Below are 17,835 nucleotides of genomic sequence, written 5' to 3'. Positions count from 1 at the left end.
GTTATTGCTCCGCGTTCGCAGGCTTGGCCTGATCAGGGGCTGACGGGGTCGCGGCCACCGGTTTGACATCCGGCCTGGCCCACCAGGTCATCAGGCCGATATCGGAAAGTGCTTCGGCCTTGGGATGGTCGAGGTGATTCCAGTAAGCCACCCGCCAGGTCTTGATGTGCCAGTTCGGAACGACGTAAAAGCCCCACAGCAGCACACGGTCCAGTGCCTTGGTATGGGTGATCAGGCTTTGCCGTGAGTCGGCGTTGATCAGGCCGTTGACCAGCTCATCCACCGCAGGGTCCTTGAGGCCCATGAAGTTGCGGCTGCCCGGGTTGTCGGCGCTGGATGAGTCGAAGTACACGCGCTGCTCGTTACCTGGCGAGCTGGACTGCGGATAGCCAGTGACAATCATGTCGTAGTCCCGCGAGCGCAGGCGGTTGATGTATTGCGACACGTCGGCCCGACGAATCACCAGCTCGATACCCAAGTCGCTCAGGTTGCGCTTGTAAGGCAGCAGAATGCGCTCGAACTCGGTCTGGGCCATCAGAAACTCGATTTTTACCGGGTTGCCCTGCGCGTCGACCATCTTGTCGTCGACGATCTTCCAGCCCGCCTCCTGCAACAGCTGGAAGGCCCGGCGCTGCTGCGGACGGATCATACCGCTGCCATCGGTGACCGGCAGGGTGAAGGGTTCGCTGAACACGCGATCCGGAATCTTGCCGCGCAACGGTTCCAGAAGCTTGAGTTCTTCGGCAGACGGCAGGCCGCTGGCGGCCATTTCCGAGTTGTCGAAATAACTTTTGGTGCGGCTGTACGAGCCGTTGAACAGCTGTTTGTTGGTCCACTCGAAGTCCAGCAGCAGAGTCAGCGCCTCACGGACCCTGACGTCCTGAAACACGGGCTTGCGCAGGTTGAAGACAAAGCCCTGCATGCCCGTCGGGTTGCCATTGGGAAGCTCTTCCTTGATCAGCCTGCCGTCGCGCACTGCGGGCGTGTCGTAAGCGGTTGCCCAGTTCTTGGCACTGGTTTCCAGCCAATAGTCGAATTGCCCGGCCTTGCCGGCCTCCAGCGCTACCGTATTGTCGCGGTAGTAGTCGGTGGTCAGCACGTCAAAGTTGTAGAAACCCTTGTTGATTGGCAGGTCCTTTGCCCAGTAATCCTTGACCCGCTCATAACTCACCGAACGACCGGCCTTCACGTCGGCGACCTTGTAGGGGCCGCTGCCCAGCGGGAAGTCCAGGTTGCCCTTACTGAAATCGCGATCGGCCCAGAAATGCTTGGGCAGCACCGGCAACTGGCCAAGGATCAGCGGCAACTCGCGGCTGCCCTTGTGCTTGAACTTGAACAGCACGCGCAGCGGATCTTCGACGATGACCTGATCGACGTCGGCGTAGTAGCCCTTGTACATGGGCGAACCGTGCTCCATCAGGGTCTTGAAGCTGAATTCGACGTCGTCGGCGCGGATCGGGTGGCCGTCATGAAAGCGCGCCTCGGGGCGCAGATAGAAACGCACCCAGCTGTTGTCCGGGGACTTCTCGATCTTGCCCGCGATCAGTCCGTATTCAGTGAATGGCTCATCCAGGCTCGAGCGGGCAAGGGTGTCGTAGATCAGACCGATATCGTCTGCCGGTACGCCTTTGTTGATGAACGGGTTGAAGCTGTCAAAGCCGCCGAAGCCTGCCTGACGCAGCGTGCCGCCCTTGGGGGCATCCGGGTTCACGTAGTCGAAGTGCTTGAAATCAGCCGGGTACTTCGGCGCTTCGTCATACAGCGTCACGCCATGCTGAGGCGCAGCCTGTACTGTGCAGGCGAGGCTGGCCAGCAGCAGGCCTGCTGCCTGCGAGCGCAGGGAGTGCAGAGGGTTCATCGGGGCTTCTCCAGAGTCTTGAGCCACCACGCACGCAGCCCCAGAGTGTAGGGCGGTGTAGTGACCATGGCGAATCGGTTGCGATAGGCAAGCCGATGATTATTCAGATACCAGTTGGGGATGCTGTAGTGCTGAGACAGCAATACGCGGTCCAGCGCCCGCGCCGCGGCGACCTGTTCGTCCCGGGTTTGCGCGGCCAGCAGTTTGTTCAGCAGGGCATCGACCACGGGGTTGGCGATACCCGCGTAGTTCTTGCTGCCGTTGATCGCAGCCTGACTGGAATGGAAATACTGCCACTGCTCCAGACCGGGGCTCAGAGTCTGTTGCAGGGTCATCAGAATCATGTCGAAATCGAAACGGTCCAGACGTTGCTTGTACTGGGCGCGGTCGACGGTGCGCAGCCCTGCATTGATCCCCAGGCGGCGCAGGTCTTCGATGTAGGGTTGCAGAATGCGTTCGAGGTTGGGGTTGACCAGCAGGATCTCGAAGCGCAACGGTTGCTTGTCGGCATTGAGCAAACCCTTGTCCGACAGCGTCCAGCCAGCCTCGGCAAGCAGCTTCAGGGCCTTGCGCAAGGTCTCGCGCGGGATTGCGCCACCATCGGTTTTCGACGGGGCGAACGGCTGGGTGAACAGGCTGGCGGGCAACTGATCGCGGTAGGGCGCCAGGAGCAGCCATTCGGCCCCGGTCGGCAGGCCCGTCGCGGAAAACTCGCTGTTGGGGTAGTAGCTGATCGAGCGGTCATAGGCGTCGCTGAACAGCGTGCGGTTGGTCCATTCGAAATTGAACAGCAGACCCAGGGCTTCGCGCACGCGGATGTCGGTGAAGGCGGCGCGCCGGGTGTTCATGAACAGTCCCTGGGTCTGTGTCGGTATGCGGTGGGGGATCTGCGCCTTGATCACCTGACCATTGGCCACCGCGGGGAAGTCGTAGCCACTGGCCCAGTTCTTGGCCTGATGCTCGATGTAGATGTCGAATTCACCCGCCTTGAACGCTTCGAACGCCACGTCGCTGTCGCGGTAGAACTCGACCTCGACCCGGTCGAAATTGTATTTGCCGCGGTTGACCGGCAAGTCCTTGCCCCAGTAATCCTTGACCCGCTCGAACACCAGTTGCCGACCCGGCTGCACGCGAGTGATGCGGTAAGGGCCACTGCCCAGCGGCGGCTCGAAGGTAGTCGCCTTGAAATCCCTGTCCTTCCAGTAATGTTGCGGCAACACCGGCAGTTCGCCCAGGCGCAGGATCAGCAGCGGGTTGCCCGAGCGCTTGAAGACAAACCGGATGCGATGACGGTTGAGAATGTCCACGCGCTGCACTTCCTGCAAGGCGGTGCGGTATTGGGGGTGACCGTCCTTGAGCAGTGTCCGGTAGGAAAACGCCACGTCGTAGGCGGTGATGGGCTTTCCGTCATGGAAGCGCGCCTGCGGGCGCAGGTTGAACACCACCCAGCTGCGGTCCTCGCTGTATTCCACCGACTGGGCGATCAGCCCGTAACTGGAGGTCGGTTCATCGCCGGATGGGTCGTATTGGCCTGTGCCGACCATCAGCGGTTCATTCAGCTCGTTGACACCATACTGCAGGAAGTTGCCAGTCGAGACCGGGCTGCTGCCCTTGAATGTGTAGGGGTTTAACGTGTCGAACGTGCCGAAGGCCATCATTCTCAGGGTGCCACCTTTCGGCGCCTCGGGATTGACCCAGTCGAAATGAGTGAAGCTGGCCGGGTACTTGAGAACACCAAACTGCGCGTAACCATGACTTTCGGTGATGGCTGCGTTGGCGCAGAAGCTCAAGGCCAGGCTGAGGGTCAGCAGGAAGGGACGTATCACGATCCAGACGGCCTGGGCTTTCGGGTCGCTAACAGTAACAGCTTGTTCCAGCTGGAAAAAGACTGCAGGTGATGGCGCTGCCGGGCTGCATCGGACACCCGCCCCAAGGTTATCGAAGGGCAAGTGGCCGTGCGCATCAGTGTGGCAGGTAAACGGTCAGGGTCTGGCCGGGTTTGAGAGCCTGCCCGCTACGTGGATTCCAGCGCTTGAGATGTTGCATCTCGACGTTGAAGCGCTTGGCGACCAGGTACATCGAGTCGCCTTTCTGGATCTTGTACTGCATGGATTTCTTTTCGCTGTCCTTGCCACCGGTGCTGGCGACCGACTTGCTGGCGGCTTTGCCGGCAGGTTTGCTGGTGTCCTGCATGACCAGCGTCTGGCCGACCTTGAGCTTCTTGCCGGTCAGCTTGTTCCAGCGTTGCAGGTCTTCGACATCCACCTTGTTGGCTTGCGCGATGGTGGTCAGGTTGTCACCGCTGCGCACCTTGTAGCTTCGGGTACGTGACGGCTTGTCGTTGCTGGCCAGCGCTTCGAACACGGGTTGTGAATTCTGCATGCCCGGCTTGACCGGTATGCTCAGTGATTGACCGACCTTCAGGCGGTTGCCGGACAGCTTGTTATTGCCCTTGAGCGAGCTGACCGTGACCTGATAACGACTGGCCAGGCTTTCCAGGGTATCGCCCTTGCGCACCCGATAAGGCTGCCAGGCGACCAGTTCTTCCTGTTTCATGGTCAGCAGGCTGGCCGTCAGCAGTTGCGCCTTGGAAGTGGGCACCAGCAGGTGCTGGGGGCCATCGACGGTCAGGCGCTTCTTGTAGGCGGGGTTGAGCTGGATAAGCTCGTCTTCGTCGATATCGGCGGCGCTGGCCACTTTGGACAGGTCGACACGCTTGTTGAGCTCGACGACTTCGAAGTAGGGCTGGTTGGCGATCGGGTTCAGATTGACGCCGTAAGCTTCCGGCGACAACACCACCTGGGACAGGGCCAGCAGCTTGGGCACGTAATCGCGGGTTTCCTGCGGCAGCGGCAGGTTCCAGTAATCGGTCGGCAGGTTGAGTTTGTCATTGCGCTCGATGGCGCGGCTCACCGTGCCTTCGCCGGCGTTGTAGGCTGCCAGGGCCAGCAGCCAGTCGCCGTTGAACATGTCATGCAGGCGGGTCAGGTAATCCAGTGCCGCAACGGTCGAGGCCTGGATGTCGCGACGTCCGTCATAAAAGCTGGTCTGGCGCAGGTTGAAGTAACGCCCGGTCGACGGGATGAACTGCCAGAGGCCGACCGCCTGGCTGCGCGAAACGGCCATCGGGTTGTAGGCGCTTTCGATGACCGGAAGCAGCGCCAGTTCCAGCGGCATGTTGCGTTCTTCAAGGCGCTCGACGATGTAGTGCATGTACAGGCTGCCGCGCTCGCCAGCGTTTTCCAGAAAGGAAGGGTTGTTGGCGAACCACAGGCGCTGTTGATCGATGCGGGGGTTCTGATCATTGCCTTGTTGCAGCTGAAAGCCCTGACGCATGCGCTCCCAGACATCCTGTGGAGGTGCGAGAGGGGTGGCAGGCTTGTGCGACAGGAAAATCGGTTTTTGCTTGATGCCGGCGGCCAGGTTAGGCGCGCGATGGCTATTGACCGGGTCGACGCTGGCGGTGCTCTGGCAACCGGCCAGAAGGGCACTCGCGGTGACGGCCATGGCCTGAGCCAACCGAGTCAATGCGTCCGAATGTGAAGGCTTGCTGGTAGATGACGACATTGTTCGGGGGGTACATCCAGACGAAAATGTCGGGCGATTCTAGGAAGCAGCCTGCCGTCGGTCAACCTTTCAGAATTTTATTGCGGTTTTAAGGTCGGGTCAGAACTTATCTTTCCAGGCCCTCAAGCTGGCAAAGACCGCACTCTGCGAGGTGTTTTGCCCGCCGTTCCGTTCGTCCGCTTTTTCTTTAACGGATGTTTCCCCGGTACGCAGGAACGGATTGGTACGTTTTTCCAGGGCCAGATTCGACGGAAGACTGATGCGATTTTCGCTGCGCCAGCGCGTCACTTCGGCCAGGCGTTCGGCGATATCGACATTGTCGGGCTCGACGGCCTGCGCAAAGCGCAGATTGCTCAGCGTGTATTCGTGAGCGCAGTAGATCAGTGTGCTGTCCGGCAGATCGGCCAGGCGGCTGAGAGAATCGTGCATCTGTTGCGGCGTACCCTCGAACAACCGTCCGCAGCCAGCAGCAAACAGCGTGTCGCCGCTGAACAGCAGGGGGGTCGTGGCGTCCTCGTGATAGAACGCGATATGCCCCAGCGTATGACCAGGGACCGCATGCACTACAAATTCAAGGCCCAGCACGGTCAGTCGGTCATTGTCGACCAGCGCGACATCGCGTGCCGGTATGGTTTCGGCTGCAGGGCCCAGCACGCGCGCCGCGGTCGACTGCTTGAGTTCCGCAACGCCGCCCACATGATCATTGTGATGGTGGGTGATCAGGATATCGGTCAGCCGGTAGTCGGGATTCTGCGCCAGCCAGCCCAGCACCGGCTTCGCGTCGCCCGGATCGACGACAGCGCACTGCTGGCTCGAAAGGTCTTGTAACAACCATATGTAGTTGTCATTGAAAGCAGGAAGGGCGTGGATCTGTATCATGGCGCAGTTCGCATAGCGGCAGACAATGGTGCATCTTAGAGTCTGTTGCCGCTGTATGCGAGCACCTCTGGAGGAGAACTCATGACCGATGAAGCGTTCGCTCAGGCTGATCCTGAGTGGCTTGCATTGATCCGCGCTGCCCGTGAATGGCTTTCCGGGCCGCTCGGGCAGCTTCTGCTCGAAGAGGAACGGCGCATTCTCGACGAAGAGCTGGGGCGGTACTTCGGCGGCTATCTGGTGCATTACGGCCCGTCGGCGGAAAGCCCGCCAGTGGCTCCCCAGGTGCAGCGCAATGTACGCCTTGGTGCGCCGTTGCCGGGTGTCGAGATCGTCTGTGAGGAACAGGCGTGGCCATTGAGTGAGCACGCGGCCGATGTCGTGGTGTTGCAGCACGGCCTGGATTTCTGCCTGTCGCCCCACGGCCTGCTGCGCGAAGCGGCCAGCAGCGTGCGGCCGGGCGGGCACTTGCTGATTATCGGCATCAACCCCTGGAGCACCTGGGGCATACGTCACGTATTCGCGCGGGATGCGTTGCGCAAGGCGCGCTGCATTTCATCCTCGCGGGTCGCTGACTGGCTGAATCTGCTGGGCTTCGCGCTGGAGAAACGGCGCTTCGGATGCTATCGTCCGCCTCTTGCTTCAGCAGCATGGCAGTCGCGTCTTGCAGGGCTCGAACGCCTTGGCGAGGGGCGTCAGAGCCCCGGTGGCGGCTTCTATGTACTGGTGGCGCGCAAACTGGTGGTCGGCCTCAGGCCCTTGCGTCAGGTGCGCCGCGACCCCATCGGCAAGCTGATCCCCATGCCGATGGCCAAGGTCAGCCGCAACACTCAGGACCAGGCTTGAATAACGCCTTGCTGCACATGAAGCCCATCATTCTGGAAAGGTCGTAATGAGCGATAGCGTTGAACTCTTCACCGACGGTGCCTGCAAGGGTAATCCTGGCCCGGGCGGTTGGGGGGCCCTGCTGGTGTGCAAGGGCGTCGAAAAAGAGTTGTGGGGTGGCGAAGCCAATACCACCAACAACCGGATGGAATTGACCGGTGCGATTCGCGGGCTTGAAGAACTCAAGCGCCCTTGCGAAGTGACGCTGGTGACCGACTCTCAGTACGTGATGAAAGGCATTACCGAGTGGATGGTCAACTGGAAGAAGCGCGGCTGGAAAACCGCTGCCAAGGAGCCGGTCAAAAACGCCGATCTGTGGCAGCTTCTGGATGAACAGGTCAGTCGCCACACGGTGAAATGGCAGTGGGTGCGCGGGCACATCGGCCACCCTGGCAACGAGCGTGCCGACCAGCTCGCCAACCGTGGCGTCGACGAAGTGCGCGGCATCCGGCACGGCTAGACGCGCACGGGCTTGCAACGGCCGCTGCGTGCTAGAATCGCGGCCTGTACATGAGGCAACAGTCAATGGCATTGCAAAACCTGGATAACAGATCCATCGTCCTCGATACCGAAACCACCGGTATGCCGGTGACGGATGGTCACCGCATCATCGAGATCGGTTGTGTCGAGTTGATCGGTCGCCGCCTGACCGGTCGGCATTTTCACGTTTACCTGCAGCCTGATCGCGAAAGTGACGAAGGCGCGATCGGTGTTCACGGTATCACCAATGAATTTCTGGTCGGCAAGCCGCGGTTTGCCGAAGTCGCCGATGAATTCTTCGAGTTCATCAAAGGCGCGCAGCTGATCATTCACAACGCAGCGTTCGACGTTGGCTTCATCAACAACGAATTTGCCTTGATGGGTTCGCAGGACAGGGCTGATATCACCCAGCACTGTTCGATTCTCGACACCCTGATGATGGCGCGAGAGCGTCACCCGGGTCAGCGCAACAGTCTGGATGCACTCTGCAAGCGCTACGGCGTCGATAACTCGGGCCGTGAGCTGCACGGCGCATTGCTCGACTCCGAGATTCTGGCCGACGTCTATCTGGCGATGACCGGCGGCCAGACCAGCCTGTCGCTGGCCGGCAATGCTTCCGATGGCAACGGTTCGGGCGAAGGCTCTGGCAATCGTGGCAGCGAAATTCGCCGCCTGCCTGCCGATCGCAAGCCATGCCGCATCATTCGCGCCTCTGAAAGTGAGCTGGCCGAGCACGAAGTGCGTATGAGCACCATCGCCAAGGCTTGCGGTGCTCCTCCGCTCTGGGTACAGATGCTGGAAGCCGGAGCGCAGGCATCTTCCTGACAGCAAGCGGCAAAGGTGAAATGAGCGTGGCACATCCTGCTTTGAGCATTCGGGTTGCAGACGAATGCTTCGAGGACTACATCCTCAACAGCGAATTCACGTTTACAGTGCTTGGCTATGCGCAGCCGCGTATCGGCGAGCCCGTGGATTCATGGCCGGTCGAACTGGTCGAGCCGTACAGCAAGAATTATGGCATCGACTCTCAGGAATTTGCCGATCATCGTGAAGCCGCCACCAGTTCGGTGATGGTTGCCTGGCTGGATGACCACGCCGTCGGCCATATCGTGATGAGCACTCACTGGAGTGGATTCGCGTATATCGATGAGCTGGCAGTGGACGAGTCGGCGCGCCGTCATGGCGTCGCACGCTCGTTGCTCGACGCGGCGCAATTCTGGACTCGTAAGCGCAATCTGCCTGGCATCGTTCTGGAAACGCAGAACAATAACCTGGGGGCCTGCAGGCTGTACGAGAGTTGCGGGTACGTGGTAGGCGGGGTGGATCACATGCGCTATCGGGGCATCGATCCGAACACTCGTGAAACGGCGATTTTCTGGTATCTGATCTTTTCGGATTAACAGCTTCCCGCTGGCCATGCAGCCAAGGCGGGAATGCTGTCGTTATTACGTGGGTGTACGGGTAATTTTTATGCCCGATTGCACCAGCTCAAAGTCCTCACCACCCAAATGCTTGACCCGGTCGCCGATTGCCAGCCTGTAGGTGATCACCGGCTGACCGCCCTGCGCCTCATCCGGCTGCGATTCCTGGAACTCATGAACCGGATAAACGCGACCTTCGGCGTCCCTGGCATGAAATTGTCCGACGAGAACTGAAGCCATTTGCTCTGTAACCTCTGAAACTGAATATAACTGCTGGTTTACGAATCCATCGAGGCTAGTAGACCACTGATCTATAGGTGAGTTTGCCTTTGAGGGAAAAAATAATCCCTGCCGTTCAAGCGCGCAGGGAATTGACTGGCGCAAAGGTCGTCTAAACCCGGCTTCTGTTCTATACCTAACCTTCCCTTGAATCAGATGACGGATATTTTCATGAGCCAGGTTCATACCATTGCCGTATTGGTCGGCAGTCTGCGAAAAGAGTCCATCAACCGCAAGATCGCTCTTGCTCTGGCAGAACTGGCACCTGCCAGCCTGAAACTGAATATTGTCGAGATCGGTGATCTGCCGTTGTACAACGAAGACATCGATGGCGACTCACCGCCGCCTGCATACACCACCTTTCGCGAGCAACTGGGCGCTGCCGACGGCGTGCTGTTTGTTACCCCGGAATACAACCGCTCGGTGCCCGGTGCCCTGAAAAACGCCATCGACGTGGGCTCGCGTCCTTACGGCAAAAGTGCCTTCAGCGGCAAGCCGGGCGCCGTGATCAGTGCCTCGCCGGGTGCTGTCGGTGGCTTTGGTGCCAACCATCACCTGCGTCAGTCGCTGGTGTTTCTGGACGTGCTGTGCCTTCAGCAGCCCGAAGCCTACCTGGGCGGCGCCGGGAGCTTTTTCGACGAGTCCGGCGCGTTGTCCGATAAAACCAGGCCCTTCCTGCAGAAGTTCATCGATGCCTTCGCCGCCTGGGTCGAGAAGAACGGCAGGGCTGCTGCCCACTGATTTTTTGACGAAGCGCGTCTGCCGATCGATTGCTTTATGTAACGCAGGCGCGTCGGTCCATCCCCATAAGCTGTTTCCTTTTTCTCTGCCACGCGCCTGGGCGCTGTGCGCAGAGGCGCCCTCCAAAGGAAACAGTACATGTCAGCAGCTCCCTATTTTTTCAGCGACTCTCTGCGCGCGCGCTTCACACAAGACATTCAGGACGCTATCGAACAGTCTCGAATCAGCCGTGGCGACGGCGCGTGGTTGCAGCTATTGGCTGCCGAAAGTAACGAGCCCACCAGCGATGCGGCTCCCCGAGTCGACCGGCTGCTGATAAGCGACGCGCAGCCCGTTAATGCGGAATTGGCCGCAGCCCTGTTCATCAGTGATGCCGCCAATCCCTCGGCGCGGGTCTTTCTCAGTACCCTGGCCTTCGGCATCGAGCAATTCGAGAGTCGCAGCGCGCTGTTCAACGCCTTGCAGCAGCGATTCGACGATATCACTGCCTTGTCGATCGTCGAGCGCGAACGCATCGAAGGCTCGCTGTTTGACGCCCGCACGCAGGCCGTGCTGCGCCAGCAGGCCGGGCATCTGCAGCGCCTGGCGGCCAGGTTGGAGGCGCTGCCTGATTTTCGACAGGCGACAGGCAAGGCCTTTCAGGATGTGCTGGTAGAAAGGGGCATCGACGTCGTTGCCCAGACCGTCCAGCTTGTGCACACGGCGCCCGGTGCTGCTCCGGCAGCGTCAGCAGTCGTCGGAACTCAATACCTTGCCGATGCCGCTATGCAGGCGTTTTCCTACGAATCCCTGCCGCAAGGCCAGACACGTCGCTATCTGGATACCAAGGGGGCGGCGTTGCCCGAGGCACAGGCGATCGTTTTCGATCAGGCGCTGGCAGACTCGGCTGCTTCAGTCGGCACCGCGTATGAGCAGTTGCTGTCTGACTACTGGACGTCTCAGGGGCAGGATGGGCGCACGCGTCGCGACCTCACCGCTGATGCGCTTGCAGAGTGTTTTCGCCAGCATCTGTTATCGGGCCGGGCGCACCGCAACATGACGGAGGCTGAATATCGATGGCTGCTGACCCTGCTGCCTTCGCAGCCTGGCGGGCCCGCTGCGCCGGTGCCAAGGGTACGCAGGTTATCAGTTGTCGTGGCCGGCCAGGACCCCGTCAAGCTGGTCGGCGTATTCCTCATCGATTTCCCCGGAGAGGCGTCACCGGCGGTATTTCTCTATTCGTCATTGCCGGGCTTCCTGCGCTTCGGCGATCAGGCTCAGGCCACCGAGCATGTGCTGAGGGGGCCTTCACGCGCCGGATTGTTGTTTTACTCATCGTTGAATGATTATTCCGTCATTAGCCTGAAAGGTCAGCTTGAGCTGCGTCACGACACGCTCACCGAGGACTTTTTCAGCGAATTCATTGACGCCCTGATCGCCTTGCAAGAGCGCGACCTGCGCTACGTACTTGACCTGCCGGCCCTTCATTCCGAAAAAAATCCGGCTCGGATTGACGATGCACTGGACATCCGCAAGCTGCTCGATGGTCGGCTCTTGAATACGCACGACGCAGGGCGCTGGCGTCAGGACCGGCTGAGCTTTGACAGCGTCTGGGGGGCAGCTGCCCAGAGCAGTGTCAGTGAGCGGCCGAACTTGATTTCAGACCCGTCCTACAACTGGATGGGCAAGTTGAAAAAGCTCGACGCCTTGCTCGGCAGCGTCGATGCCATGCATCCCGGTGCAGATGGCTGCATGCATCGCGCGCTCAACCTCTATCTGGCTTTGATCGGCGGTCCGCCCCTTGATGCCCGCAAGCTTTGGGTGCAGGCGGATGTCGCTGAGGCGACGCCGATGCCAGTGTTGACGCTGGCGCTTGAACGGGTGTGCGGTTACGCAAGCATCCCCCTGGCTGACAGCATCGTTCTCGCCGGGCAGATCACTCCGGTGGCGGATCAACCGGTGCAGCGTCTGTCGCTGGCATTGCTTGAGCAGATATTGATCTGCGTGCAGGCAGATTTTGCCCATCGCTTCGAGGGTCAGATCAGCGAGTTCTACTCACGTACGATTCGCCAACGCGATACCAGCATGCATCCCGACGTGATATCCGCCCTGGTCCGGGAGTACTCGCTGCGTCTTGAGTTGCTGGTCGAACGGCGCACGGCCACGCTGCCTGTCGCTTTCCTCGACAACGTACAGCAGGTCCTCGACAGGCCGTTGCCGGCACTTCGGGAGACGTTGGGCGAGGCGCGCGTCGATGTTTTTAGGGTGACGGTTCAGTACGACCCGCAGGTGCCCGTGGTCAAGGTAACCAATGCGTTTGTGGTCACTGGCAGGCTTCCCGACAGTAAGCCCGTCCTGTGGATCCTGGATCAGGGACTCGTCGGTTTTGAAACCCAGCAGGCGCTGGAAGAGTATGTCGCCGGGCGACTGACAAGCATGGAGCTGAGCTCGCAGGTGTCAGGCGTTATCGCTGAACCTGACCGACGCATGTTACTCGGCCAGCGTGCCCGTCGAGGGACGCTTGAACTCAAGGTCGTCCTGCAACCCATTGAAGGGCATTTCATCGAGGCATTGCAGCGCGACGAGGTCGAGCGCCAGCAGCGTACGGTGGCCGATCTTTATCGGCAGTCCATAGCCTGGCAGGTGCCGTCGGAACTGTTCGCCAACCTGCTGAGTGCCGCAGAGCGGGATGACCGAAATCGTCAGGCCCTCAATTCTCTGGGGGTTGCCATTCAGCTCATCATTTACAAAGCGCTCGTACCTTCATGGGTCAGCGAGGCGTCGAAGCGTGATCAGGTCATTCTGGTCGAGACCCTGCGACGGTTTTATGTGACCTGTGTCGGCGAGAAGGACTTTCTGTTCGATATTCCAAGCCTCTACGATTACTCCCTCAAGCAACTCAAGCGCAGGTTCGACAAGGACTTCGCGAAGCCTCGGCCTGATCCTGAAAACGTGCGTGTTTCGCTGACGCACTACGTCCCCGCCCCGGTGGCGCCGGGCGAGTTGCCCCAGTCGATACCTGCGGCTACCCAGGTCGTCAGCGAAAACCTGGTGGAGTTTGCAATCAACCGCTTTCTGTCCAGGCAGGACGGGGTCATTCTGCTCTCCTCAAAGGATGGCACGCCGCTGGACGTGGCCCTGACACCTGTGTATCTGCGTGAGCTGGTGAGGTCGCTGGACATCGCCTCGGGCTACCGCACGATGCTGAACTCAGTGCTGGCCGAGACGAGGCCGGATTATCTCGAGCGCCGCAAACTGTTCGTCGAGCAGGTTCCTTCGCTGGATATTTTGCGAGCCTTTGCTTCCAAGCTGAAAAACGAGCTGTCCGAGCAGGCGTATCGGATTATCGAAAACGTACTGAGCATGCCTGATGCGGTCGCACGCCTGCCGGTCAACGGCTGCCAGATGATCCTCAGCCCCTTGAAACTGCTGCCGGCCAAGGAGGGCTGGGAGCCGACCGTCGTGCTCAATACGTACCTGATGGGGCCAAAGGAAAATCAGCCGGGACCGTGGGTGCTTTACGCGCCCCTGCACGACGAGTTCGTATTCAAGGAGTATCCCGACCAGGCTGCGCTGGTGCTTGATATTCACACTTCCGCCTATTTCCAAGCGTACATTCTGGACCGGATCGACCCCGATTTGCGCAAGATTTACGACAAGGGTGGCTTTGTGGAGCCGCACCTGCCTTTCAGCACCGAGTCCTCTTTCGATCTGCCGTTCGAGCGTGCTGCCCCTGTCACCGTGCAAATCGATCCCTATGAGGGCAATTGCCTGTTGCTGATGTTCAAGGGCGCTGTGGATATTCTGAAGTTGCAGGTCAAGCAGTACAGCGTCACCAATGCCGAACACCGCCGCGCGGCGACGCAGTATCTGTTCACGCTGGGCGCAGAGCAATTCATGGCGCTCATGCCCGGACGCCTGGGGGCACTGATCGGCATCATTCAGGGGGAGACATTGTTGAACCTGTCGCTCATCTCGGCAACGGATCAGCAATGGGGCCAGGCGATCTCGGAGTTCATGACGGCTCTGAGCGTGATGATTTCTTCCGGGCAGAACCCTGCGGAAGCCGCATCACTGACGTCTCATGAGACCAGCGCCTTGCTGGATGACTCAACGTCGCCCGACCCGCTTGTGCAATTGATCGATGCCGCTGATACGTTCGAGTTCTCTTGGGGCAACAGCTCTCTGACGCAACAGATACGGGAGCGTTTGCGCGAGTTCGAAGCTCACGACATAGCCTTGTACACGCTGCAACGCGATGAACTGTTAAGCGTCTACCGCGATCCTGTTACCGGCAGAGCGTATGCAGCCATAGGTGGGAAAACCTATGAGGTGCAGTCAGATGAGGATGGTTGGTTCATTGTGTCGGGCGACAGGATCGGTCCCTCGGTGAGTCTGGATGCGGATCAGCAATGGAAGCTGGACATCCAGGGCGGACTGCGCGGTGGAGGAGGGGCGCTTACCCGTATGGAGGGCAGTCTTGTCGACGATCTGGTTGATGAAATCATGGTTGTCAGCGCTCGAGGCATGCCCGAAATTCGTCATCGCCACCGGGATATGGCTTTGACCATCGAAGATGCCTGCCTGCAGGCGCAGCGCTATCTGGAAAACGCTCTGGACAACCTGACCAGACGCCTGCCGGACAACAAGCTGGATCCGCGTGCGGCGAAAATACTGAGCGATTTTTTTGCGCAGAAAGTGCCTGACGATCGACTCTACGAAGTGACTAAAAAAGCTGTCACCGGTCTGTATCAGGAGTTGATAGACCCTTCGCTGTCGCCCATCGACTCGCCGCGTTATGTGGTCGGAGTCAATCGAATGGGCAACGAATCGGCCAGCGCGTTCATCTTCGAAGCAGACCCGGCGCGGAGGATTTTTCTGACGGAGCAGTTTTTTCGACTGCCGACCTATCGATTGAAGCTCAGCGCGCAACGTGCCGGGGAGTTCAAGTTTCCTCAGCATTACCGGGCCGCGATCCTGATTCATGAGTTATCACATATGGTGCTGAAAGCGGATGACATTGCTTACGTGGACTCACAGGCCCCATTCATCGATTTGCTTGAAGATGCACCGACCTATCGACTGCGGATCAGAAACGAACTGATTTATCAGCAGCAAAAGACGCTGTCCTTTCATACAGACCGCGACAAGTTGTTCAAGCAGCTGGACGAAGATTCGTGGCGCGACCTGAGGCGAATGGATGGTAATGGAAAACAGACGATTCTGCGCATCGCTGGCAAGAGCACGCTCGAAGAGGCGCGTGATGTGTTTTATGAAGACGTCCACAAGCGGGTCGACATCATGCTCAAAAATGCCGACTCGGTAGCCTTGCTGGTGACGTTGCTGGGGCGAGAGCGATTTGTGAAGCCCTGATGCTCTGCCCCGGCGTACCGTATTGAGCGGCCACTGCGCCTGAATCAGACCAGATAATGACGCAGTTCCCGGGCGATCAGCAGGCGCTGGATCTCACTGGAGCCTTCGTAAATCTGGGTGATGCGCGCGTCCCGGTAGAAACGCTCGACAGGGTAGTCCTCCAGGTAGCCATAGCCGCCATGAATCTGGATTGCCTTGGAGCACACCCATTCGGCCATTTCAGAAGCGAACAGCTTGGCCTGAGAGGCTTCCGACAGACACGCTTGCCCGGCGCTGCGCAGCCGCGCAGCGTGCAGGGTCAGCAGGCGGGCGGCGTTGATCCGGGTGTGCATATCGGCCAGCAGATTGGCAATACTTTGATGTTCGATGATCGGTTTGTCGAACTGCACCCGTTCCCGCGCATACGCCAGCGCTGCTTCGAAGGCGGCGCGGGCGATTCCCAGTGCCTGCGCGGCGATGCCGATGCGGCCGCCTTCCAGGTTGGAGAGGGCGATAGACAGCCCCTTGCCACGCTCACCCAGCAGGTTGGCGGACGGGATTCGGCAGTTGTTCAAGGTGACCGCGCAGGTGTCCGATGCCCGGATGCCCATCTTGTGCTCGCTGCGATCCACCACGAAACCAGGGTTCTCGGTCGGCACCAGAAAGGCTGACAGGCCCTTTTTGCCGAGCGCCGGGTCGGTCACTGCAAACACGATAGCCAGTTGTGCCCGTTTGCCATTGCTGACGAACTGCTTGGCGCCGTTGATCACCCACTGATCACCCTGCAACTCGGCACGAGTGCGCAGGTTGTGGGCTTCAGAGCCTGCATGCGGTTCGGTAAGGCAGAAGCAGCCGATGGCCCGGCCTGTGGCCAGTTTTTCCAGCCAGGCATGTTTCTGCTCATCGGTCCCGTAGTTGAGGACCGGCCCGCAGCCCACGGAACTGTGAACACTCATCAGCGTGCCGGTGGCGGCGTCGGCGGCGGAAATTTCCTCAACTGCCAGTGCATAGGCAACGTAGTCGATGTAAGTGCCACCCCATTGCTCTGGCACCACCATGCCCAGCAGGCCCAGCTCACCGAGCTTGGCAACCAGCGCGTTATCGATCCAGCCGGCCTTTTCCCAGGCTTGGGCATGTGGGGCAATTTCGTTGCGGGCAAAGTCGCGCGCCATGTCGCGAATCATTACCTGTTCTTCGGTCAATTCAAGATCGTGCACGGCTCAATTCTCCAGACCGCTGAAGAAACTCTGCACCTGCGCGTTACTGACGTCCTGCGCGCTGGCGTGTTTCCATTGCGGCTTCTTGTCTTTATCGATGATCAGCGCGCGTATGCCTTCAATCAGGTCACCGCGTTCGAACCATTGGCGGTCCAGATGCAACTCCATGGCGAAGCAGGCCTGCAGCGGCAGATGACGACCACGGCGCAGCATTTCCAGAGTCACGGCCATGCCCAGCGGCGAATGAGCGTTCATTCGGCTGACGGTATCCAGCGCCCACTCCCTGGTATCGCCGATGACCACTTGCTGAAGCTGTTCGAGCATGCTGGGGACATCCGGCAATCCGAAAAAGTGGTCGATGGCGTGGCGCAGGGCTTCCAGCGGCGGAGAGGGCAGGCGCTGGGTGGCCAGCTTGGCCAGCGCACCCTGCAGGTCCTTGAGTGGGGTCGACTTCCATTTCAGATGGTCGAGCATATGGTCGAGGCGCGGCAGGAGTTCGCTGTTCATGGACCAGTTGGCAAGGCCGCAGTACAGCGCATCGGCGGCACCGATCTGCGACCCGGTCACGCCCAGCCAGGTCCCCACTTCGCCGGGCAGCCGCGACAGAAAATAACTGCCGCCGACGTCAGGGAAATAACCAATGGCGACTTCGGGCATGCCGAGGCGGCTGCGTTCGGTGACCACGCGCAGGTCGGCTCCCTGAACCAGGCCCATGCCGCCGCCCAGCACCAGACCGTCCATCAGGGCCAGTACCGGCTTGCGGTAACGGTGAATGGCCAGGTCCAGCTCGTACTCTTCGGCAAAAAATGTGTGATGCAGATCCTGGCCGTTCTGGTGGCTCTCATACAGTGAACGGATGTCGCCACCGGCGCAGAATGCCTTGCCGCCCGCACCACGCAGGACCACGGCATGAACCGAGGGGTCGTCGGCCCAGCGGTCAAGTTGCTGGCGAAGTGTGCGGACCATGTCCAGATCGATTGCGTTCAGGCCTTCCGGGCGATTGAGGGTCAAGTGACCAATGTGGTTACGCACGTCGACAACGATCGAATCCCGGCTGGCGGATGGTCGAACCGAGCGGGCCGATGAAACCTGTGAACTCATTCTGAACTCCTTGTTCGGTTGCGCTTTTTTCTTATTCGAGCGTTCGAGCGTCGCAGAAGATCCTAGCAGCGCAAATGTG

13 protein-coding genes are annotated in these 17,835 nt (G+C 59.7%); 6 read left to right on the top strand and 7 right to left on the bottom strand.

All coding sequences use genetic code 11. The features are described 5' to 3' along the window. Position 1: 1 nt before the first annotated feature. The 4 genes from LCH65_RS19905 to gloB form a co-directional block, all read right to left on the bottom strand. Positions 2 to 1,858, bottom strand: coding sequence for an extracellular solute-binding protein (locus tag LCH65_RS19905; protein ID WP_003368572.1), 1,857 nt, complete (start codon positions 1,856 to 1,858; stop codon positions 2 to 4). Next, the gene (locus LCH65_RS19900; RefSeq protein ID WP_096121033.1) at positions 1,855 to 3,684 is read right to left on the bottom strand and encodes an extracellular solute-binding protein; all 1,830 of its coding nucleotides are present in this window, start codon (positions 3,682 to 3,684) and stop codon (positions 1,855 to 1,857) included. The genes LCH65_RS19905 and LCH65_RS19900 overlap by 4 nt, the downstream gene beginning before the upstream one ends. Positions 3,685 to 3,820: 136 nt before the next feature. Next, positions 3,821 to 5,425: a LysM peptidoglycan-binding domain-containing protein gene (locus tag LCH65_RS19895; RefSeq protein ID WP_003368575.1), complete on the bottom strand. Its 1,605-nt coding sequence runs from the start codon at positions 5,423 to 5,425 to the stop codon at positions 3,821 to 3,823. A 99-nt stretch (positions 5,426 to 5,524) separates the two neighbouring features. Continuing rightward, positions 5,525 to 6,304, bottom strand: coding sequence for a hydroxyacylglutathione hydrolase (gloB, locus tag LCH65_RS19890; RefSeq protein ID WP_044308627.1), 780 nt, complete (start codon positions 6,302 to 6,304; stop codon positions 5,525 to 5,527). A gap of 81 nt (positions 6,305 to 6,385) precedes the next feature. On the opposite strand from gloB, the gene LCH65_RS19885 reads away from it, so the two are divergent. From LCH65_RS19885 to LCH65_RS19870, 4 genes are all read left to right on the top strand, one after another. Beyond that, complete coding sequence (locus LCH65_RS19885) at positions 6,386 to 7,147, top strand: methyltransferase domain-containing protein (protein WP_004414023.1); 762 nt, start codon at positions 6,386 to 6,388, stop codon at positions 7,145 to 7,147. 46 nt (positions 7,148 to 7,193) lie between these two features. Continuing rightward, on the top strand, positions 7,194 to 7,646 hold the full coding sequence (rnhA, locus tag LCH65_RS19880; RefSeq protein WP_003368579.1) for a ribonuclease HI: 453 nt from the start codon (positions 7,194 to 7,196) through the stop codon (positions 7,644 to 7,646). A gap of 65 nt (positions 7,647 to 7,711) precedes the next feature. After that, positions 7,712 to 8,491, top strand: coding sequence for a DNA polymerase III subunit epsilon (gene dnaQ, locus LCH65_RS19875; RefSeq protein WP_003368580.1), 780 nt, complete (start codon positions 7,712 to 7,714; stop codon positions 8,489 to 8,491). 20 nt (positions 8,492 to 8,511) lie between these two features. Further along, positions 8,512 to 9,066 (top strand): GNAT family N-acetyltransferase, encoded by a 555-nt coding sequence (locus LCH65_RS19870; RefSeq protein WP_003368581.1) that lies wholly within the window; start codon positions 8,512 to 8,514, stop codon positions 9,064 to 9,066. Between the two features lie 45 nt (positions 9,067 to 9,111). On the opposite strand, the gene LCH65_RS19865 is transcribed toward LCH65_RS19870, so the two are convergent. After that, on the bottom strand, positions 9,112 to 9,327 hold the full coding sequence (locus LCH65_RS19865; protein WP_004414020.1) for a hypothetical protein: 216 nt from the start codon (positions 9,325 to 9,327) through the stop codon (positions 9,112 to 9,114). Positions 9,328 to 9,537: 210 nt separating this feature from the next. Between LCH65_RS19865 and LCH65_RS19860 the strand changes: the two genes are divergently transcribed. Continuing rightward, positions 9,538 to 10,107, top strand: a complete 570-nt coding sequence (locus LCH65_RS19860) for an NADPH-dependent FMN reductase (RefSeq protein ID WP_003368583.1) — start codon at positions 9,538 to 9,540, stop codon at positions 10,105 to 10,107. Between the two features lie 138 nt (positions 10,108 to 10,245). Then, positions 10,246 to 15,459, top strand: coding sequence for a DUF6543 domain-containing protein (locus LCH65_RS19855; RefSeq protein WP_226439739.1), 5,214 nt, complete (start codon positions 10,246 to 10,248; stop codon positions 15,457 to 15,459). Positions 15,460 to 15,503: 44 nt separating this feature from the next. Here LCH65_RS19855 and LCH65_RS19850 read toward each other — a convergent pair whose 3' ends face one another. Both LCH65_RS19850 and LCH65_RS19845 read right to left on the bottom strand, forming a co-directional pair. Further along, positions 15,504 to 16,655 (bottom strand): acyl-CoA dehydrogenase family protein, encoded by a 1,152-nt coding sequence (locus tag LCH65_RS19850; RefSeq protein ID WP_226439738.1) that lies wholly within the window; start codon positions 16,653 to 16,655, stop codon positions 15,504 to 15,506. Between the two features lie 3 nt (positions 16,656 to 16,658). Continuing rightward, positions 16,659 to 17,756, bottom strand: coding sequence for an enoyl-CoA hydratase/isomerase family protein (locus LCH65_RS19845; RefSeq protein ID WP_226439737.1), 1,098 nt, complete (start codon positions 17,754 to 17,756; stop codon positions 16,659 to 16,661). Positions 17,757 to 17,835: the final 79 nt, after the last annotated feature.

It is taken from the genome of Pseudomonas sp. MWU16-30316 (assembly GCF_020515645.1).
Lineage (GTDB): Bacteria > Pseudomonadota > Gammaproteobacteria > Pseudomonadales > Pseudomonadaceae > Aquipseudomonas > Aquipseudomonas cerasi.
This window is presented reverse-complemented; position numbering and strand designations above follow the sequence as displayed.

Bases quoted from the DNA above. Each gene is read 5' to 3' on its own strand.
- LCH65_RS19905 (WP_003368572.1), bottom strand. From the start codon at position 1,858: ATGAACCCTCTGCACTCCCTGCGCTCGCAGGCAGCAGGCCTGCTGCTG.
- LCH65_RS19895 (WP_003368575.1), bottom strand. From the start codon at position 5,425: ATGTCGTCATCTACCAGCAAGCCTTCACATTCGGACGCATTGACTCGG.
- gloB (WP_044308627.1), bottom strand. From the start codon at position 6,304: ATGATACAGATCCACGCCCTTCCTGCTTTCAATGACAACTACATATGG.
- LCH65_RS19885 (WP_004414023.1), top strand. From the start codon at position 6,386: ATGACCGATGAAGCGTTCGCTCAGGCTGATCCTGAGTGGCTTGCATTG.
- rnhA (WP_003368579.1), top strand. From the start codon at position 7,194: ATGAGCGATAGCGTTGAACTCTTCACCGACGGTGCCTGCAAGGGTAAT.
- dnaQ (WP_003368580.1), top strand. From the start codon at position 7,712: ATGGCATTGCAAAACCTGGATAACAGATCCATCGTCCTCGATACCGAA.
- LCH65_RS19870 (WP_003368581.1), top strand. From the start codon at position 8,512: ATGAGCGTGGCACATCCTGCTTTGAGCATTCGGGTTGCAGACGAATGC.
- LCH65_RS19865 (WP_004414020.1), bottom strand. From the start codon at position 9,327: ATGGCTTCAGTTCTCGTCGGACAATTTCATGCCAGGGACGCCGAAGGT.
- LCH65_RS19860 (WP_003368583.1), top strand. From the start codon at position 9,538: ATGAGCCAGGTTCATACCATTGCCGTATTGGTCGGCAGTCTGCGAAAA.
- LCH65_RS19855 (WP_226439739.1), top strand. From the start codon at position 10,246: ATGTCAGCAGCTCCCTATTTTTTCAGCGACTCTCTGCGCGCGCGCTTC.
- LCH65_RS19845 (WP_226439737.1), bottom strand. From the start codon at position 17,756: ATGAGTTCACAGGTTTCATCGGCCCGCTCGGTTCGACCATCCGCCAGC.